The 17736-nt window shown below is 46.0% G+C and carries 13 protein-coding genes and 1 tRNA gene; 11 read left to right on the top strand and 3 right to left on the bottom strand.

Going from position 1 to position 17736, the window contains the following annotated elements; translation table 11 throughout:
• The first annotated feature begins 271 nt into the window (after positions 1 to 271).
• The 7 genes from ACYQ2M_RS23195 to ACYQ2M_RS23225 all read left to right on the top strand — a co-directional run bounded on the left by ACYQ2M_RS23195 (position 272) and on the right by ACYQ2M_RS23225 (position 11074).
• Positions 272 to 1468, top strand: a complete 1197-nt coding sequence (locus ACYQ2M_RS23195; protein ID WP_459918780.1) for a glycine C-acetyltransferase — start codon at positions 272 to 274, stop codon at positions 1466 to 1468.
• 110 nt (positions 1469 to 1578) lie between these two features.
• Positions 1579 to 2610 carry an L-threonine 3-dehydrogenase gene (gene tdh, locus ACYQ2M_RS23200; RefSeq protein ID WP_459918781.1) on the top strand — a complete coding sequence of 344 codons (1032 nt, stop codon included), beginning with the start codon at positions 1579 to 1581 and terminating at the stop codon, positions 2608 to 2610.
• 774 nt (positions 2611 to 3384) lie between these two features.
• Entirely contained in the window at positions 3385 to 3942 is a 558-nt protein-coding gene (locus ACYQ2M_RS23205; protein ID WP_459918782.1) for a 2-oxoacid:acceptor oxidoreductase family protein, read from the top strand.
• A 118-nt stretch (positions 3943 to 4060) separates the two neighbouring features.
• The gene (locus ACYQ2M_RS23210) at positions 4061 to 5821 is read left to right on the top strand and encodes an FAD-dependent oxidoreductase (protein ID WP_459918783.1); all 1761 of its coding nucleotides are present in this window, start codon (positions 4061 to 4063) and stop codon (positions 5819 to 5821) included.
• Positions 5818 to 6984 (top strand): transketolase C-terminal domain-containing protein, encoded by a 1167-nt coding sequence (locus ACYQ2M_RS23215; RefSeq protein ID WP_459918784.1) that lies wholly within the window; start codon positions 5818 to 5820, stop codon positions 6982 to 6984. The genes ACYQ2M_RS23210 and ACYQ2M_RS23215 overlap by 4 nt, the downstream gene beginning before the upstream one ends.
• Before the next feature lie 160 nt (positions 6985 to 7144).
• The gene (locus ACYQ2M_RS23220) at positions 7145 to 8020 is read left to right on the top strand and encodes a thiamine pyrophosphate-dependent enzyme (RefSeq protein ID WP_459918785.1); all 876 of its coding nucleotides are present in this window, start codon (positions 7145 to 7147) and stop codon (positions 8018 to 8020) included.
• A 279-nt stretch (positions 8021 to 8299) separates the two neighbouring features.
• Complete coding sequence (locus ACYQ2M_RS23225; RefSeq protein WP_459918786.1) at positions 8300 to 11074, top strand: cache domain-containing protein; 2775 nt, start codon at positions 8300 to 8302, stop codon at positions 11072 to 11074.
• A gap of 87 nt (positions 11075 to 11161) precedes the next feature.
• Here the strand turns inward: ACYQ2M_RS23225 and ACYQ2M_RS23230 are convergent, their stop codons facing one another.
• Positions 11162 to 11371: a universal stress protein gene (locus ACYQ2M_RS23230; RefSeq protein WP_459918787.1), complete on the bottom strand. Its 210-nt coding sequence runs from the start codon at positions 11369 to 11371 to the stop codon at positions 11162 to 11164.
• A gap of 178 nt (positions 11372 to 11549) precedes the next feature.
• On the opposite strand from ACYQ2M_RS23230, the gene ACYQ2M_RS23235 reads away from it, so the two are divergent.
• On the top strand, positions 11550 to 12971 hold the full coding sequence (locus ACYQ2M_RS23235) for a DEAD/DEAH box helicase (RefSeq protein WP_459918788.1): 1422 nt from the start codon (positions 11550 to 11552) through the stop codon (positions 12969 to 12971).
• On the opposite strand, the gene ACYQ2M_RS23240 is transcribed toward ACYQ2M_RS23235, so the two are convergent.
• Together ACYQ2M_RS23240 and ACYQ2M_RS23245 are read right to left on the bottom strand one after the other, a co-directional pair.
• Positions 12890 to 13792, bottom strand: a complete 903-nt coding sequence (locus ACYQ2M_RS23240) for an aminotransferase class IV (protein WP_459918789.1) — start codon at positions 13790 to 13792, stop codon at positions 12890 to 12892. The two genes, ACYQ2M_RS23235 and ACYQ2M_RS23240, sit on opposite strands and share 82 nt — an antisense overlap.
• Positions 13793 to 14739: 947 nt before the next feature.
• Positions 14740 to 16392 carry an ABC transporter substrate-binding protein gene (locus tag ACYQ2M_RS23245; protein ID WP_459918790.1) on the bottom strand — a complete coding sequence of 551 codons (1653 nt, stop codon included), beginning with the start codon at positions 16390 to 16392 and terminating at the stop codon, positions 14740 to 14742.
• Between the two features lie 362 nt (positions 16393 to 16754).
• Between ACYQ2M_RS23245 and ACYQ2M_RS23250 the strand changes: the two genes are divergently transcribed.
• From ACYQ2M_RS23250 to ACYQ2M_RS23260, 3 genes are all read left to right on the top strand, one after another.
• Positions 16755 to 16852, top strand: a tRNA-Sec gene (locus ACYQ2M_RS23250).
• Positions 16853 to 17152: 300 nt separating this feature from the next.
• Complete coding sequence (locus ACYQ2M_RS23255) at positions 17153 to 17353, top strand: hypothetical protein (protein ID WP_459918791.1); 201 nt, start codon at positions 17153 to 17155, stop codon at positions 17351 to 17353.
• A 122-nt stretch (positions 17354 to 17475) separates the two neighbouring features.
• On the top strand, positions 17476 to 17688 hold the full coding sequence (locus ACYQ2M_RS23260) for a hypothetical protein (protein ID WP_459918792.1): 213 nt from the start codon (positions 17476 to 17478) through the stop codon (positions 17686 to 17688).
• The last annotated feature ends 48 nt before the right edge of the window (positions 17689 to 17736 follow it).

The raw sequence follows: 17736 nt of genomic DNA on the forward strand, positions 1-17736 counted from the left end.
GTCTTATTCTCTCAGCGTTTGGGTTCCTTGAGAATATGGGGTTTATTGAGCGCTTGCTCTGTACTAGGGGCGCAACGGATTTTGTCTCTGGTACAAACTTATGGAAAAGCATAAATTAGTTCTTGATCATAGAATGGACCATGCGTCATAATTTGCGAACCAATGGGGTCAGGCTTATGTTGTTGAAGTCTGAGTTTTTTATCAAACTTTATACTTTTGACAATTGATTGCATTACAAACTTAACTCTGGATACCGAAAAAAGGAGAAACCATGGGACAAGCATTTCTAAACGATCTCGTCCTACAGATGGAAGAGTTAAAAAACGAAGGTCTGTACAAGGAAGAACGAGTCATCACCTCCCAGCAGCAGGCGCTCATCACCGTTGCCGGGGGAGAACAAGTGATTAATTTCTGTGCAAATAATTACCTAGGACTTGCCAACAACCCCGAAGTAATGGCTGCAGCAAAGGAAGGCATTGATATCTGGGGGTTTGGCATGGCATCGGTGCGGTTCATCTGTGGTACCCAGTCCGTGCATAAAACTCTGGAAAAGGCCATCAGCAATTTTCTGCACACCGAAGATACCATTCTTTACTCTTCGTGCTTTGATGCCAATGGCGGTCTGTTTGAAACTTTGTTTCAGGCGGAGGATGCCATTATCAGCGATGCACTGAACCATGCCAGTATCATTGACGGTGTCCGCCTTTGCAAGGCCAAACGGTTCCGGTATGAAAATAATAATATGGCAGATCTTAATGTGCAGCTTAAGGCGGCCAGGGATCAGGGATGTCGTCACATTCTCATAACCACCGACGGGGTTTTCTCTATGGACGGCACCATCGCCAATCTTAAAGCAATCTGTGATCTGGCTGATGCATACGATGCCCTGGTAATGGTGGATGACTCCCATGCCGTGGGATTTGTGGGTGAAAAAGGGGGTGGTACCCCTGAATATTGCGGGGTACAGGAGCGCGTGGATATCATCACCGGTACCTTTGGTAAGGCATTGGGCGGCGCATCCGGTGGCTATACCAGCGGGCGAAAAGAAATCATTGCATGGCTTCGACAACGCTCTCGGCCCTATCTTTTTTCCAACACCCTGGCCCCCACCATTGCGGCGGCCTCTCTGAAAATCATTGAGTTACTCAAACAAGGCGATGATCTGCGTCGTAAATTAAAAGAGAACAGTAACTATTTCAGAGCTGAAATGGAAAAACTGGGCTTTAATCTGGTACCAGGAGACCATGCCATTATTCCTGTGATGCTTGGAGATGCTGTCCTTGCCAGCAAAATGGCACAGGGTATGCTGAAAGAAGGTATTTATGTGGTGGGTTTTTCTTTTCCAGTGGTACCCCGGGGACAGGCCCGTATCCGCACCCAGATGTCAGCAGCCCATGACAAGACACACATTGATAAAGCGGTTGCCGCATTTGAAAAAGTTGGACGTCAACTGGGCGTTATTAAATAAAGGAATACAATTATTGATGTTCGAAAACCCAACATCCAAAATCCAGAACCCAGCACCTGATTGATACCCAGTCTCCATCTGCTGAGTACTGAAAACAAACAGGACATAAAATGAAAGCAATCATAAAAGCAAAACCAGAACCGGGTCTATGGCTCCAGACAGTACCGGAACCTACGCATGGTCCCGGGGAAGTTCTGATTAAAATAAAAAAAACTGCCATTTGTGGAACAGATCTGCATATTTACAACTGGGATGCCTGGTCCCGAAAGACCATCACCCCCCCCATGGTCATCGGTCATGAATTTGTGGGAGAAGTAGTGGCAGTGGGAGAGGGGGTAAAAAATTTCCAGCCGGGTCAGCGTGTGTCAGGGGAAGGGCATCTAACTTGTGGAATCTGCCGTAATTGCCGGGCAGGTAAACGTCATCTATGTATTGATACCCATGGGGTGGGGGTGAACCGCATTGGCTGTTTTACTGAATTTCTGGTGATTCCGGAGATAAACGTCTATCCCATTCCCGAGTGGCTGGAGGATGATGTGGCCGCCATCATGGACCCCTTCGGTAATGCGGCTCATACCGCCCTTTCCTATGATCTGGTGGGGGAGGATGTGCTTATCACCGGGGCGGGCCCCATCGGTATCATGGCAGCTGCCATTGCCGGAAAAATAGGTGCAAGGCACGTTGTGATCACCGATGTAAATGATTATCGTCTGGACTTGGCAAAAAAATTAGGGGCCACCCGTACGGTGAATATTAACCGGGAAAACCTTAAGGATATTCAAAAAGAACTGGGCATGCTTGAGGGGTTTGACATTGGCATGGAAATGTCCGGTGTGGTGTCTGCCTTTGACCAGATGCTGGAAAACATGAATCATGGCGGCAAGATCGCCATGCTGGGTATATTTTCCAATAAACCCTTATTGAACACGGATCTTCTGATTTTTAAAAGTCTCACCCTCAAGGGTGTTTACGGCAGGGAGATGTTTGAAACCTGGTATAAAATGATTAACCTTTTACAGTCCGGGCTCAACATCACCCCGGTGATCACCCACCGATTTTCCATGGACGAATTCCAGAAGGGGTTTGATGTGATGAACAGCGGCCAGGCGGGCAAAGTGATTCTGGACTGGTCTGACACTTGAAAAGACAGCAAGTTTAAAACCAGAATTTCAGTGGGCGTTTTCCTTATGCCTTCAGGCCCGATTTTTTCACGAAGGTTTTATGGGAACAAGGTCATGTGTTTGTTTTAGCACTTGACCTCACCCCCATAAAACCAGACAAAATAACGACATCTATTTATTCTTCTTTTTTTCCTGCTTTGCCTGTTTTTTTTCCTTGGCTGTTTTCTGTGGTTTCTTCTTCACATCTTTTTTTGAATCTTCTGATTTTGACATTCGTCTTTTCTCCTCTGGGTAAAGCTATTTATGTCAAATAGTACAACTGCCTTTTGGCATTCGCATTCCGGCATATTCTTTATCGGCCAGTTACCTGACTTTAAAACAAAAATGAGGGTATCACTTCTTTTCACCAAACACAAATTATAAGAATGCCCTGATCACAGAAGCCGATAGTCTTTCAGGACAGTATGGGCGTGTTATGGGAGGGAATGCTGATTTTTGTCTTGACAGTACTCTTAATTAGCAATAGTTTTTTTGACGATAACAAATCAGTTTGATCATATTAAACATCAGGGTGGTAATCACGCTCCCCAGGAGTGATTGATGTTGTGATCAGGCCCTAACGAATCGCTACAGCGATACTTTACTTGTTTGGGCTTGGTTACAAGATGGCCCATACTGGGGAGGGGTAGGTGGTCCATCTTTATGACCAAGCCCGTTTTTTTACTGAAAATTGAGTAATAATTTAATGGCTGAAAAAACAGCTAAAGAGCTGGCTTGCAAAAGGAGATACCCAGTATGCTTGAAATAAGGTTCCATGGACGGGGAGGGCAGGGCACAGTGCTGGCCTCCATTTCCCTGGCTAAGGCTTTTTTTGATTCCGGATACCAGGTACAAACCTTTCCCCTGTTCGGGGTTGAACGACGGGGGGCACCGGTTGAAGCTTTTCTGAGGATTTCCGAAGCTGATATTCTGGTAAGAAGCAATGTCTATACCCCGGATCATCTGGTGGTCATGGACAGTAAGCTTCTGACGGCCATTGATGTCACCCGGGGACTTAAAAAAAATGCCATCATCCTGATAAATGCCCCGGAAGCGCCGGAAGACATGGACCCCTTTAAAGATTTCAGGGTGGCTGTGGTGGATGCCGCTGCCGTGGCCCTGAACAATGGTCTGGGCAGCCGGACCCGCCCCATCATCAACACAGCCATGCTGGGTGCCTTTTCCCGGGTGATGGCTATGCCGGACATGAAATACATTGAAAAGGCCATATTAAAGGAAGTGCCGGTGAAGCAGGAGCAAAATGTGGCAGCCGCCAGACAGGCCTATGATTCGGTGAAAACCTTGTCTACTTGAGTGCTTGGGCATACGCTTGACCACCCATCATATCTTGGTGGGCAACGAGGTAGTCAGGTTTGACATCGTTTTTGACCCAGTTCTCATGGCATTTCAGGAGCAAAATAAGGGAGGTTCAATGGAATCCCAAGCAGTTGTGAAAGAAAAACCGGAAACTCAGCGATTGAAAAACAATGTATCGCTTTATATATCAAAATCCTATGAAAGTTCCAGAATAAACAAGACCGGTTCCTGGCGATTTGCCCGGCCGGTGTATGAAAATAAAACCGCTCCCTGCAGTGCCGCCTGCCCTGCAGGCAATTATATTCCGGAAGTGGTCATGCGCCTGACAAACGGTGATGTGCGCGGAGCATACCGATCATTTATAAAAGAAAATCCCTTTCCGGCCACCTGCGGCAGGGTTTGTTTTCATACCTGTGAAACCGCCTGCAATCGTAAAGGGCAGGACCGGGCCGTGGGCATTCGATGCATGGAACGTTATGTGGGTGACAGGGCCATGGCGGCAGATTTCCCCCTGGATGCCCCGTCTGTTCCCGCCACCGGGAAAAAGGTTGCCATTCTGGGGGCCGGTCCCGCCGGTCTGTCGGCGGCGTATTTTCTAACCCGGCTGGGTATTGCCTGCGACATATTTGAATCCACGGACAGGGCGGGTGGTGTCATGCAGTGGGGTATTCCGGCCCATCGGCTTCCCAAACCGGTGCTGAACCATGAAATAGACAATATCCTTAAGCTGGGCATTAAAATCCATTACAACCATATCCTTGATGAAACCTTTTTCTCCAAAGCCCAGGATGATTTTGATGGGGTTTTCATAAGCCCCGGTCTTTCCATACCGCTTACCATGGGCATTGATGGAGAAACTCATGTAAAGGAGGGTCTGCAGCTTTTAATGGATATCCAGCGCGGCACCGTCTCCCCCCAAAAGGGCAGGGTGGCCGTGATCGGTGGCGGCAACACCGCCATTGACGTGGCAAGATCCCTGAAACGCCTGGGGGCCGATCCTATTATTGTGTATCGCCGTCGAAAACAGGAGATGCCCGCCTTTGAAGAAGAAATCCTGGAAGCCCAAAAGGAAGGCGTTGAAATACGGGAACTGAAATCTCCGGTGGCTGTTAAAAAAACTGCCCGGGGACTTGAGTTAAATGTGGTGACCATGACACCGGTGGCCGAAAAAGGCACCGATGGCCGCACCCGGGTTATCCCCGTTGACGATACCATGGAAACCATGGTGTTTAACGACATTTATTCGGGCATTGGTGCCGCCCTCCATGGGGCCTGGAAACCGGCAGGCACGGATATGAATACCACTTTTGCCAATATTAAATTTGATTTAAAAGAGATTCCTTTTGTTTATGGGGGCGATTGTGTCAATCCCGTTCAGAGTGTCACCCATGCCATTGCATCGGGTAAAGAGGCGGCCCTTGCCCTTGCCGTATTTTTTCAAGATGGTATCAACAAGGTCGGAGAAACCTTGGATACCTGCCGGGTGGGGAAGGCCGATGCCCTGTCCATGGAAATATATCTCAAGGGAAAGAGAAAAGATAATGCAGGCCATGTGGTGATGGAAGGTGAAATTAACCGGGATTATTTTATCTCTATTCCCCGTATTGATCCCGAACATATGATGCCGGAAACGGCGGTGACCACCTTTGATGAGGTGGAAAAAACCTATACGGAAAAACAAGCCCTGGCAGAAGCCAATCGCTGTTATCAATGCGGATTCTGCAATGAATGCGAAAATTGCCGGATCTTCTGTCCGGAAATTTCCATCACACGGCAAAACGGTAGAAAGGTGATTGATCTGGATTATTGTAAGGGCTGCGGGGTTTGTTCCGTGGAGTGCCCAAGGAACGCCATCACCATGGAGGAGGAAAAATGAAGCAGGTCATTGAAGGCAGTCATGCCATTTCTGAAGCGGTGAAACTTGCCCGGGTGGAAGTGGTCTCAGGATACCCCATTACCCCCCAGACCCACATCATTGAGGCCATTTCTGAATATTGTGCCAGTGGTGAAATGAAGGCAAAGTTTATTCCCGTGGAAAGTGAACACTCGGCCATGGCCGCCGTTGTCGGGGCGGCAAGTACCGGGGTTCGCACCTTCACCGCCACCTCGTCCCATGGTCTTGCCCTGATGCACGAAATGCTTCACTGGGCGGCCGGTGCCAGGCTTCCCATTGTCCTTGGGGAGGTAAACCGTGCCCTGGGACCGGGATGGAACATCTGGATGGACCAGAGCGATTCCCTTGCCCAGCGAGACACCGGATGGATACAGCTGTACTGCGAAAACGGCCAGGAGGCCATGGATACGACTCTTTTTGCCTTTCGCCTGGCAGAGCTTGTGAATCTGCCGGTAATGGTGGTTATTGATGCTTTTTTTGTTTCCCACACCTTTGAACCGGTTGACATTCCGGAACAGGGGCTTGTGGATGATTTTCTGCCGTCCTACGAACCTCGTATTGCCCTTGATCCGGACAATCCCTTTTCCCTGTTTCAGATGGCCCCTCCTGCGGTGTACATGGAGATGAGAGAAAGCATTCATCAGGCCATGGAACATACCCTTGATATATATAACTCTGTGGAAGATGAATTTGAAGCCTTTTTCCATCGTAGGTATGGGATGATTGAGGAGATTAACTGCCAGGATGCCGATATCATACTGGTCACCACGGGGTCCACCACCAGTACGGCCCGGCAGGTGCAGATGGATCTTGAAAATCAGGGGGAACGATTTGGTATCTTAAAAATCAAAACCTTCCGTCCATTTCCGGGAAAACGTATTGCCCGGGCCTTGAAGAATGCCCGGAAAGTGGCGGTGCTGGATCGTAATTTTTCCTTTGGCTCCGGCGGCATTTTTGCTCAGGAGATTAAGGGGGCATTGCAACCTCTGTCCCAGGGGCCTGTGGTGTTTAATTATATTGCAGGACTTGGGGGACGGGATATCACCCCGGAGATCATTTCAGAGGTTTATTTTAAAACCCGGGACAGGCAAGTGCCCCCAGCCGGATGTGAATGGCTGGGGATGACCCCCCGGGAGCATGAGTAAAGCCGGATTGCATCTGAATATGCCATATCCAAATGTGGGGCCCATGGATTTTGGATACTTTTGTTGACAAGGCCATACAGTCAGACACCGTCAAAACGCCCATAAGCCAAGCCTGATCACAATTTTATGATCCCAATTTTATTTTACAGGAATTTTATATATGCAAAAATTTAATGTACCCGAGGTGGATTTTGCAGAACCTGGAAACATGAGCTGTCCCGGATGCGGTGCCAGCATTGCCATGAACCTGGCCTTAAAAGCCCTGGGAAAGGATACCATCCTGGTGATCCCCGCCTGCTGCTGGGCCATCATTGCCGGCCCCCATCCAATGTCGTCCTTAAAGGTACCCATCCTTCATACGGCCTTTCCTTCGGCGGCGGTCACCGCAAGCGGAGTGCGGGCCGGACTTGATATGAAAGGAGACACTAAAACAACGGTGGTGGCCTGGGCCGGGGACGGTGGCACCTTTGACATCGGCATTCAAGCACTTTCCGGGGCAGCCGAACGAAATGATGACATCATTTTTGTGTGTTATGACAATGAAGCCTATATGAACACCGGAGTACAAAGAAGTTCCTCTACCCCCTACGGGTCCCGCACCACCACCACACCAGGCCAGGGCTGGAAAAAGACCCGGAAAAAAAACATGATTGAAATCATGGCGGCCCATGGGGTTTCCTATGCCGCCACGGCTAACATTGCCTACCCCGAAGATCTTATGCGTAAATTTAAAAAGGCAAGGGATTTAAAGGGCGGCACCCGATTTATTCATATCTATGCCACCTGTACCACAGGGTGGGGGGCACCATCGGAATACGCCGTTAAAATTGCCCGTCTTGCCACCCGGTGTAATATGTTTCCCCTGTACGAAGTTGAAGAAGGCATCTCCTATACCATAAATGAACTGGGGGCCTTACCAGTGGATGCGTATCTCAATCTTCAGTCTCGCTTTAAACACCTTACACCGGAAGATCGAAGGGGTATTCAAGAGCAGGTGGATAAAGAATTTAAAATACTGCAACGTAAAATTGCTTAGGAAAATAAGGGCTTGCACACAATATTGGCCAGCCAATTGTGATGTCTGGACAAAATTGTGTTCAACCCCATAATTTTGATATCAGTTGCTTTTTTTTCTTCTAATGGATATCTTCGGAATATTTATTGGCGTGATTACCGCACTGATAAAAACGTACAACCAGTGCGAAAATCCTGAGCATTCTTCCCGGATAACCGGGCTTGTGTTACCAGGCCCCGCTTTTTTTCACACAAGATGGGGGTAAATCTTGCCGTAAGTTGAAAATTAAGGAAATATTGCATGATAACCATTAGGAAACTTCTTCTGCGCAATATGATTGCCGTCATATTTACGGCCACAGGTTCATTATATCTGTTCTGGATATACAATGAATACGCCGCCTTTAACATCGAATCCCAGCGGTTGAGAACACAATATGTTGATACCCAGAAGGAATTCCTTAGAAATCAGGTGACAAATGTACTTGATTATATTGAGTACATGGAAAACCAGACCGAAGCCCGGTTGAAAGAGAATATTCAACAGCGGGTTGAAGAAGCCCATGCTATTGCAACGAATATCTATCAGGAAAATAAGGGTCATCGACCAGATCCGGAAATAAAAAAAATGATTCTGGATGCCCTGCGCACCATTCGCTTCGGCAATGGCACCGGGTATTATTTTGCCTTTACCATGGATGGCATTGAAGTTCTTTTCCCAGACCGTCCCGAACTGGAGGGCACTAATATGTTGCCCATTCAGGACCCCCATGGCCGGTTTGTGGTAAGGGATATGATCGAGATTTTGCATCGGGATATCCAGGGATTTTACAGGTATGCTTGGACAAAGCCTGATGAAAAAACACATGATTTTGAAAAGATTGCCTTTGTAAAATTTTTCAAGCCCTATGCATGGGGCATTGGTACGGGCATCTACTTGGACGACATAGAAACAGAAATCCAGAGCGATGTACTAACTCGTATTTCCAAAATGCGATTTGGAAAGGACGGATATTTTTTCGGCAGTGTTTATGGGGGGTACCCGTTGTTCACCAATGGTAAGGTTACCCGGGGGGGGAAAAGTATCTGGGATCTCACCGACCCTGATGGGGTTAAGGTCATTCAGGAAATGGACCGGGTGGCAAGAACTTCAGGGGAGGGATTTGTGAGGTATGCTTGGCCAAAGCTTGATTCAGATATTCCCTCCCCCAAACTTGTTTATGTACACAATGTCCCCGGATGGAAATGGATCATCGGCGCAGGCATTTATATTGATGCCATTGACAGCACTATTTTGTTCCGGAAAAATGCATTGTACGCAGATTTCAAGAAAAAATCCGCCACAAGTCTTTTCCTTTTCCTTATGATGTCCCTGTTGAGTTATTTATGGGTAAGGCATCTGGCACAGAAGGTTCACCACGGCATTAAAACCTTTTCTGATTTTTTTGAAAAAGCCTCTCTGACATCGGTATATATTGAACCCGATTCTCTGACATTTGATGAATTCAGGAATATCGCCGTGGCCGCCAATCAGATGGTTGAGGTCAGACGACAGACACTGGAGGCCCTGGAGCTCAACGAAAAAAGATATGAAAAAGCCCAGGCTCTGGGTAAGGTGGGAAACTGGGAATATCATTTTGCCACAGAAACATTCTGGGCATCCAAAGAAACCAAACGCATTTTTGGATTTGATCCGGAAAAAGATTTCTTTTCTGTGGCTGAGGTGGAAGGCTGTATACCGGAAAAGAAAAAAGTGCATAAAACGATAATGGAACAGGTTGAGAAAGAAGATACCCATCAATTGGAGTTTAAGATTTTTGCCCGGGATACGGGAAAACCAAAGTGCGTTATAACGATTGCCGAACTGGAGGGGGATCAAAAAGGAAATCCCTTAAAGATAAACGGTGTTATTCAAGATATCACCCTGCGGAAAAACCTGGAAAAAGAGCTTTTCCAGGCCCATAAAATGGAGGCGGTGGGAACTCTTTCCGGGGGGGTTGCACACGAGTTCAATAATATTCTGGGGGTAATTCTTGGCAATGCCGAACTTGCCATTGCCGATATTCCCCGGGATGAATCCCTTCACCATTTTTTTGATGAGATTAAAGTGGCAAGCCTGCGGGGTAAAAAAATTGTTGCCCAGCTTTTAAGTTTCAGTAGAAGGGATGAACACCCCATGCAGACCCTGAAAATGGATAAAATCGTTAAGAATGCCATCACCTTTCTCCGGGCCTCCCTTCCCAGTAACATACAGTTTAAGGAAAAAATTCAAAAAGATTGTCATCCTGTTATTGGCGATCCCACCCAGATTCATCAGATTCTGATCAACCTTTGTAACAATGCCGCCCATGCTATGGAGTCCACCGGGGGAAAACTTTCCATTAAACTGGAAAATGTTTTTATTTCCAAACCTCTTCGCTCCCAGAGCCTTTGCATTATGCCAGGTGAATATGTTCGTTTGACTGTCTCAGACACAGGGGAGGGGATTGCCGAAGAAATTATTGATGATATTTTTGATCCTTTTTTTACCACCAAGCCCATTGATAAAGGCTCTGGCATGGGGCTTTCCGTGGTCCATGGCATTATGAAAGCCCATGATGGAATGATTAAAATTTACAGCAGAATAAATGAAGGAACCAGCTGTGAATGTTATTTCCCCCGGGGCAAGACCATGGATCCCCCAAAATCTGAACCGGTGAACAGTGTTAAAACAGGCAATGAAACCATTCTCCTTGTGGACGATGATGTGCACATTATAAAACTGGAGGAACAAATTTTAAAACGCCTGGGCTATCACCCCGTCACGGAAACCAATCCCAAGAAGGCCCTGGACTTTTTCAGAAAAAATCCGGAAGCCTTCCATCTGGTCATCACTGACATGACCATGCCCGAGATGACTGGGGATCAGTTCATTAAACAGTTGCGTGAAATAAAGCCTGACGTCAAAGCCATTATCTGCACCGGATACAGTTCCCGGCTGGAAAATCTGGATGCAGTAAGGGCTGAGGCCTGTTTAATGAAACCCTTTGAAATATCTGTGCTGGCGAAAACTATTCGCAAAATACTGGATAATTAATCAGGACGTGCTTCTCGGCGCTAAAAAAGGGGACCGGCCATTTGGTGGACGATGGAATTCGTCCTTTCCAAATGCCGGTGATTGCGATTATCCCCATTTTTTGCTCAGGGGGACAATGAGTGCAGGCGTTCTGGATCGTTGCAGTACCCGTTTTGCCACGGTTCCCAGAAAGGTGTGGGAAACCCCTTTTTCATGGGTACCCATGACAATCAGATCCGCATTCATTTCGCTGAAATTTTCGATATCTGTTCTTCCGGATAGCCTTGGCAATTTTAATGGTGAGTCGATCAGGATCAAGAATTTTTCCGTCTTCCATGGGGATTTCACACAGCCGTTGCAATCTGTCTTTCATCCTGATTTTATTGTATAAAATCTTATAAATACAAAATTGTTTTTTTGTTTGAGATGTAATTACAAATATAATCAATCGTTATGGTTACGCATCACAGAACAGTAAAAGAGAGGATCAGCTTTATTGAATTTTATATTAAAAAACCAAGTCACCTTGCAAGGGTTGAAAGCGCAAACAGCAAACGCCATTAAACAGCAACTGACTTTATATAATCCAAAATACGAAGATGCCCGGAGAATGGGCCGCTACACGGCCAATATTCCTGAAAATCTCACCTTTTACATCAATGATGAACATGGAGATCTTCTGTTGCCTCGGGGATTTTCTGACCGTGCCTACCGGATCTGCAGACAGTATGGGGAAAATGTGGAGGTAAAAGACCATCGTCGGACCCTGGCATCGGTGGATTATAAGTTTAAAGGCCTCCTCAGAGATTATCAGGAACGTGCGGTATCAGAAATGATCCGCCATACCCACGGCACCCTTTCAGCCCCCACCGGCAGTGGAAAGACAGTCATGGCTCTTTCCATCATTGCCCGTCAGCAGCAGCCGGCTCTCATCATTGTCCACACAAGGGAGCTCTTGAACCAGTGGGTAAAAGCCATTGAACAATTTCTTGTTATTCCCGTTGATGAGGTGGGTATCATGGGAGGTGGAAAACTAAGACCGGGAAAAATCGTTACGGTGGGACTTGTGCAGACACTTAAGAACAAATGGACCGACATCGTGAATCAGGTGGGGCATGTTATTGTGGACGAATGCCATAAATGTCCTGCCAGGACCTTTACCGATGTCATAACAAAATTTGATGCAAAATTTTTCACGGGGTTATCAGCTACCCCCTGGCGACGAGACAGATTGACCGCATCAATTTATTTTCATCTGGGTGAACAGCGTCATCAGGTGCCCCGGGAGCGCCTGTTTAAGGAAGGTAATCTGATAAAGCCCCATGTGATACAGCGTCAGACACAATTTGAAACCACCACCGATCCCACCCGATATTACAGCCTTATGCTGAAGGAGCTTTCCCAGGACAGGCATCGAAATCAGCTGATATGCAATGATATCGCTGATGATCAGAACGACGGGATCAAGCTTGTATTATCCGATCGTCGAGAGCATTGCCATGAGCTTTCTCAAATCCTTGAAACAGATTTTGGCAGGCCGTCTGTTGTGCTCACCGGCAGCACTCCCCCTAAAGAGCGAGAAGACATCGTAAAGTCTTTAATAAAAAGTCCCTCTGCCATACTTATTTCAACAATTGCACTTTTGTCCGAAGGATTTGATCTTCCCCAGCTGTCCAGCCTTTTTTTAACCACCCCCATTCGTTTCAGCGGCAGGCTTATGCAGTGCCTTGGCAGGATTTTAAGGCCTTCTCCAGGTAAGGAGAAGGCCATGGTATATGATTATGTGGATACCCTTGTGGGTGTGCTCGCCAATGCGGCCACCTCCCGGGAACGTGTCTATGAGGAGCTTTTCGGCATGGGATTTGTGGACAAAATATCGGATCTGCTATCCCCTGATTGTTTAAACCCTGACTGTTGATCTGCCAGGGCTTTGATGATTGAAAGGGTATTTTTACCAGGCCGTCCATTACCGAGGATTGTATCGTTAATCTGCACCACCGGAACAATGCCTTTGTTGGTACCGGAGATAAACACCTCCCCGGCTTTGAGAAGTTCGTCCTTGTGAAGGGTTCTGAATTCAATCGGAAATATTTTTTGGGCAAGGGAGAGAACCACTTTCCTTGTGATGCCTTCAAGCACCCCTGTATTTGCCGTTACCAGTGTATTGTCTATGAATGCAAACAGATTGCTGGTGGTTCCCTCCGGAATGTAGCCGTCCCGGTCTACCAAAAGCGCTTCCATGGCACCTTGCTCCCGGGCTTTTTTTAATGCAAGGGTTGCGGCAATGTACGAGATACTCTTCGCTCCGGGAATGGATCGCTCCGATAATGTGGTGATCACCTTTACCCCCTGGGTGTACCATACGTCCGGGATGCGGGGAATTTGCGTCACCATCACAATAAGTCTGGGGTTGCCCTGGGGGGTCATGAAGTCGGTGCTGGAGCCCCCAGTGATAATTACCCGGATATTGCTCTCGTCCATACCGGGATTTCGCTCCAGGGTTTCAAGGACAATTTGTTTAATGGTTTCTCCAGACCAGGGCAGAATCAGACCAATTTTTCGGGCAGATCTTTCAATTCGCAAAATATGCTCATCCAGAAAATAGGGTACGCCACCAAGGGTTCTCATGAGGTCACACACACCAAGTCCCCTTAAAATGGCAAGGTCATCCACGGGAATAACTGCCTTGTCCGCCTCAACAAAATGTCCATCCACATAGTATATTTTAGTTTGCTGCACAGCCATCAGCTCCGATTTCAAAAGGATTGCCCTGTTTGTATGGTTAATTTTATTTTGGGCTTGGTCATGGGGAGCGGTCAGCCTTGCGTTATTGACGTTTTTGCTTTAAATTTTTTTTACACAGCTACTTGTCAAAAAATGCAGCCCCTGATGCCAAATAGCCTGATCCCATTGGCCCGCCAATTTTGACGGGTGGCCCATCTTGTGAGCAAGCCCTTTCTTTTTTGTGCCAATGAAAAGTAATGTTGAAATAAATATTCGTCAAACCCAATATTCAAGTTTTTTGTATTGGCAGAGGGCTGGGGAAGTTTTTTGCCCGTTGATTGAATTTACATGCAGGCTCTGATAAAATTATAATCTATGAAAAAAATAAGCCACAGCCAGTTTTTCAACCTTTTATCAAAGGGCCCTCCAGATGAACATAAAAATCTGTCTCCGGTGCTGAAAATACAAAATGACCTTAGGGAAGGAGAAGAGGATGATCTTCATATTCGCTGCAGCGTATGTGGTAATATAATTACTCATTTGTCAGAAATTTTTATTCAACTGGGCGGGCCCCGCCATGTGTTTGCCAATCCATATGGCCTGGTCTTTGAAACTATTTGTTTTAAGCGGGCAAAGGGGTGTGTGGTGACGGGGCGGCCATCGGATGAGTTCACTTGGTTTCCCGGCCATCGGTGGCGGATTGCTCTTTGTGGGTCCTGTCTCAATCACCTTGGATGGCTGTTTACCTCAATGCAGAATACCTTTTTCTGCCTCATCACGGATCAATTGATTTTGCCATGACAAAACCTGAATTCAGAAAAAAATAAAATCCATGCGTTTTGGAATCCTTCATATGTTCTCAAAAGTACTTTACACTTTTTAAAGACGAGCATGGGATATGGGTATTTACCCAATGAAAGTGCAAAGTAGAAATGAAAGAGGCCTGGGCTTTGAACGATTTTTTACTCTTTTACAAAACAGGTTTTTTCTGTGAACTGAGGATACAATGCCATGCTCGATTCAAGGGGATGCCCATAATCAAGCCAGGCTTTTCGGACATACATTTGAAGTGTATACATAATCGGCAGGGCGGCCATGTCATTGAGAATTCTGATCTGGGCCTGGCTCCAGAGATGGATTTGTTTTTCCGAATGGATTTCAATCCTTGCAGCATCAATCAATTGATCAATTTTATCATAATAGGCAAAATTAGTGCCTGCTTTTTCCCACACAGAGGGAATGAAGTGTGAGTGAAAAAACTGGGAAAGGTATGCATCTGCATTGGGCCGCCATGCAACGTAGATCACAATGAGTTGGGGGTGTTGTAAATCCCTGATGCTTTTGTGCATATCCCTGTGGGACACCACCTTAATCCGGCAGTTGATGCCAACCTGTGCAAGTTGTTTTTTTAAAATCTGATAATTCACTTGAAAGAGGCGTTTTTCAGATGTAACCAAGTCCAGGCAAAATCCTTCCGGATATCCGGCCTGGGTAAGAAGTTCTTTTGCTTTTTTGAGATTCTGGGGATAATCAAGGCCTAGTTGGCAGACATCTATTTGTGACAGTCCACCTGGCATGAACAGCTCTGGTACCGGGGAAAAAACAGGGCCTGAAATAAGTGGAGATGTTTTCCGCAGGAAATCGTCACGGTTCAGGGCATATGCAACTGCCCTGCGGACCCGGATATCATCCATGGGTTTTACCCGGGTATTTAGAAAAATGGTATTTACTTCGCCGACTCCGTGGGTATCGATTTTTATGTTTTCCAGGGTTTCAATTGACTTGATCCATCCCTTTTCACCGGAACCTGTGATGATGTCCATTTTTCCATTGCGAAATGCCTCCTCCCGATCTTGCAGATCGGTTATCAGGTGAAATTCTATCCCCTTAAGTTTCGGAGTTCCTCTAAAATAATTTTTATGGGCAGTCAGATCCACCTTATTGCCAGGCAGGTATTGTTTGAAAGCAAAGGGGCCTGTACCCACAGGGTGTTTGGCGAACTCTTTAAATCCCATTGTTGTTACCGCTTTTTTACTGACAATAAATCCACCACCATAATTTGTCAGTTTAGAAAAGAATAAAAGCGTTGACAGTGGAGGATTTATTGTGATTTCGATGGCGTATCGTCCGTTTTTGTGAACTGTCATGCCTGCATAATTGCTGGCATAGGCAGAGTGTTTCATATCTGCTGATTTGTTCAGGGAATAGACCACATCCTCTGCTGTCAATTCATGGGATGGAATGCCGGGACTTGGGTGAAACATGACTCCCCGTTTCAGTTCAATGCGACATACCTGTTTCCCTTTTTCCATATGGAATGTCGGCATCTTGATTGCCAGGTCCGGTTCAATTTTATCTGCCTGTCCCGGCACATACCTTAAGAGACCGTTGAAAACAAGGTCTGCCAGGATCCGGTCCTGGGAGGCTGTTGTCAGATGGGGATCGAAATTTCCCATCTGGCTGACATGGTATCCGAAGCGCAATATATTATCCGACGGGTTGGCTCTAACGTCCGGGGTGTGTGTGCACAGGTCTATTAGAAACAAAACGATAGTAAAAAATAAGCCTTTTTGAAGGATGCGAAAAATCCATACAATATTTTTTTTAAAATCCATGTTTTTCCCCTTTAGCACTTTTTCTTGTGTCGGCGCTCCGCCGACATGGCGCTTCTATATGAAATACTGTTGTAATTGTTCAGGACTGAAAAAAAGGTTTATTGTCATTTTTGCTTGACAGGAGTGTGATTTTAAAAAAAGGATTTTTGGAGGCATGTTTTAACCCTTTGCGTTTTGAATAATAACATAGCTGAAATGCTACACTACATCAATAAAAATAACACTGTTTTTTATACCAAGCCCTCCACCAAAGAAGTGGACCGATGGCTACCAGCCGATTCTGCAGCAATATCCCTCCCATAATCCACAAAAGGCTTGACAATCAAAGCACATTGGGTATAGAAAACATCATCGCTTTTTGTGGAAGTGCGCGGCTCACTGGTGGGGCCCTCGGACTTCAAATCCGATGTGGGGCGCTAAAACCGTCCCGGGTGGGTTCGATTCCCATGCACTTCCGCCATTTATTCTTTTATTTCAGACGATTACATGCCCATATCACGTGGCAGTTTTTGGCAAAAGCCTTTAAGTTCTTATGTCAATTTCACAGCTCAACGTGTATTTAATTTTTATCTCCGATTTTTCATCCCACCATAGTATACCTTTGTCTCATAGTATAGTAGCGTCATGAATAAACGGTAATTCAGATTCATAACCGTAATTTGAATTCTTACCGGCAATACCATCCAAACTTAAAACTGTTACTGAAACACTACCTGAATTAGCTCCAGGCAATTTCACTTTTTATTGGAGGTAATCAAAAATGACTACACAACAAAAAAATGAAGGCGGACCAACCCAAGCGGCTAATAACAAAATTCTTGAAGAGATTGGAAGCAAGACCGTTCAATTCATCCATGGTGTCATCGATTTTACATTTAACCTCTTTGTACTGGGATTCTATATTCTGACCAGGGCAGATGGTTCTGATGAATATGAAATTGAAACGATAATATTAAGTTAATGCAAAGCTCTATTAAGGGTGTGTCCCACTTTTTGCACAGCACCATCTTGACATAAATCCACACAGAACCCAACTTCCTTCATGATCAACGGCACCCACCTGTTAATTGATGCGAGAGAATTATGGGAATTACAATAAAAACCCACTTTGAGTCCTCTGTGACAGAAGCGAATAAGGATGTTTATACAGGGTCCTTTTTAGAAGGTAAGAAAACTATAATAGAATTTGATATGAGAAAAAGGGATTGGCAGGAAGCTTTGCAAACCAATTCTAAAATATCCTGGTATTCCAAAACATCTAAAGTTGACATATATGAATTTTCAACATTTCATTGACCTATTGTTTACAGATTCACAATGGCTCGCGGATATTATACTCAATCC

This window comes from Desulfocicer niacini, from assembly GCF_054657595.1.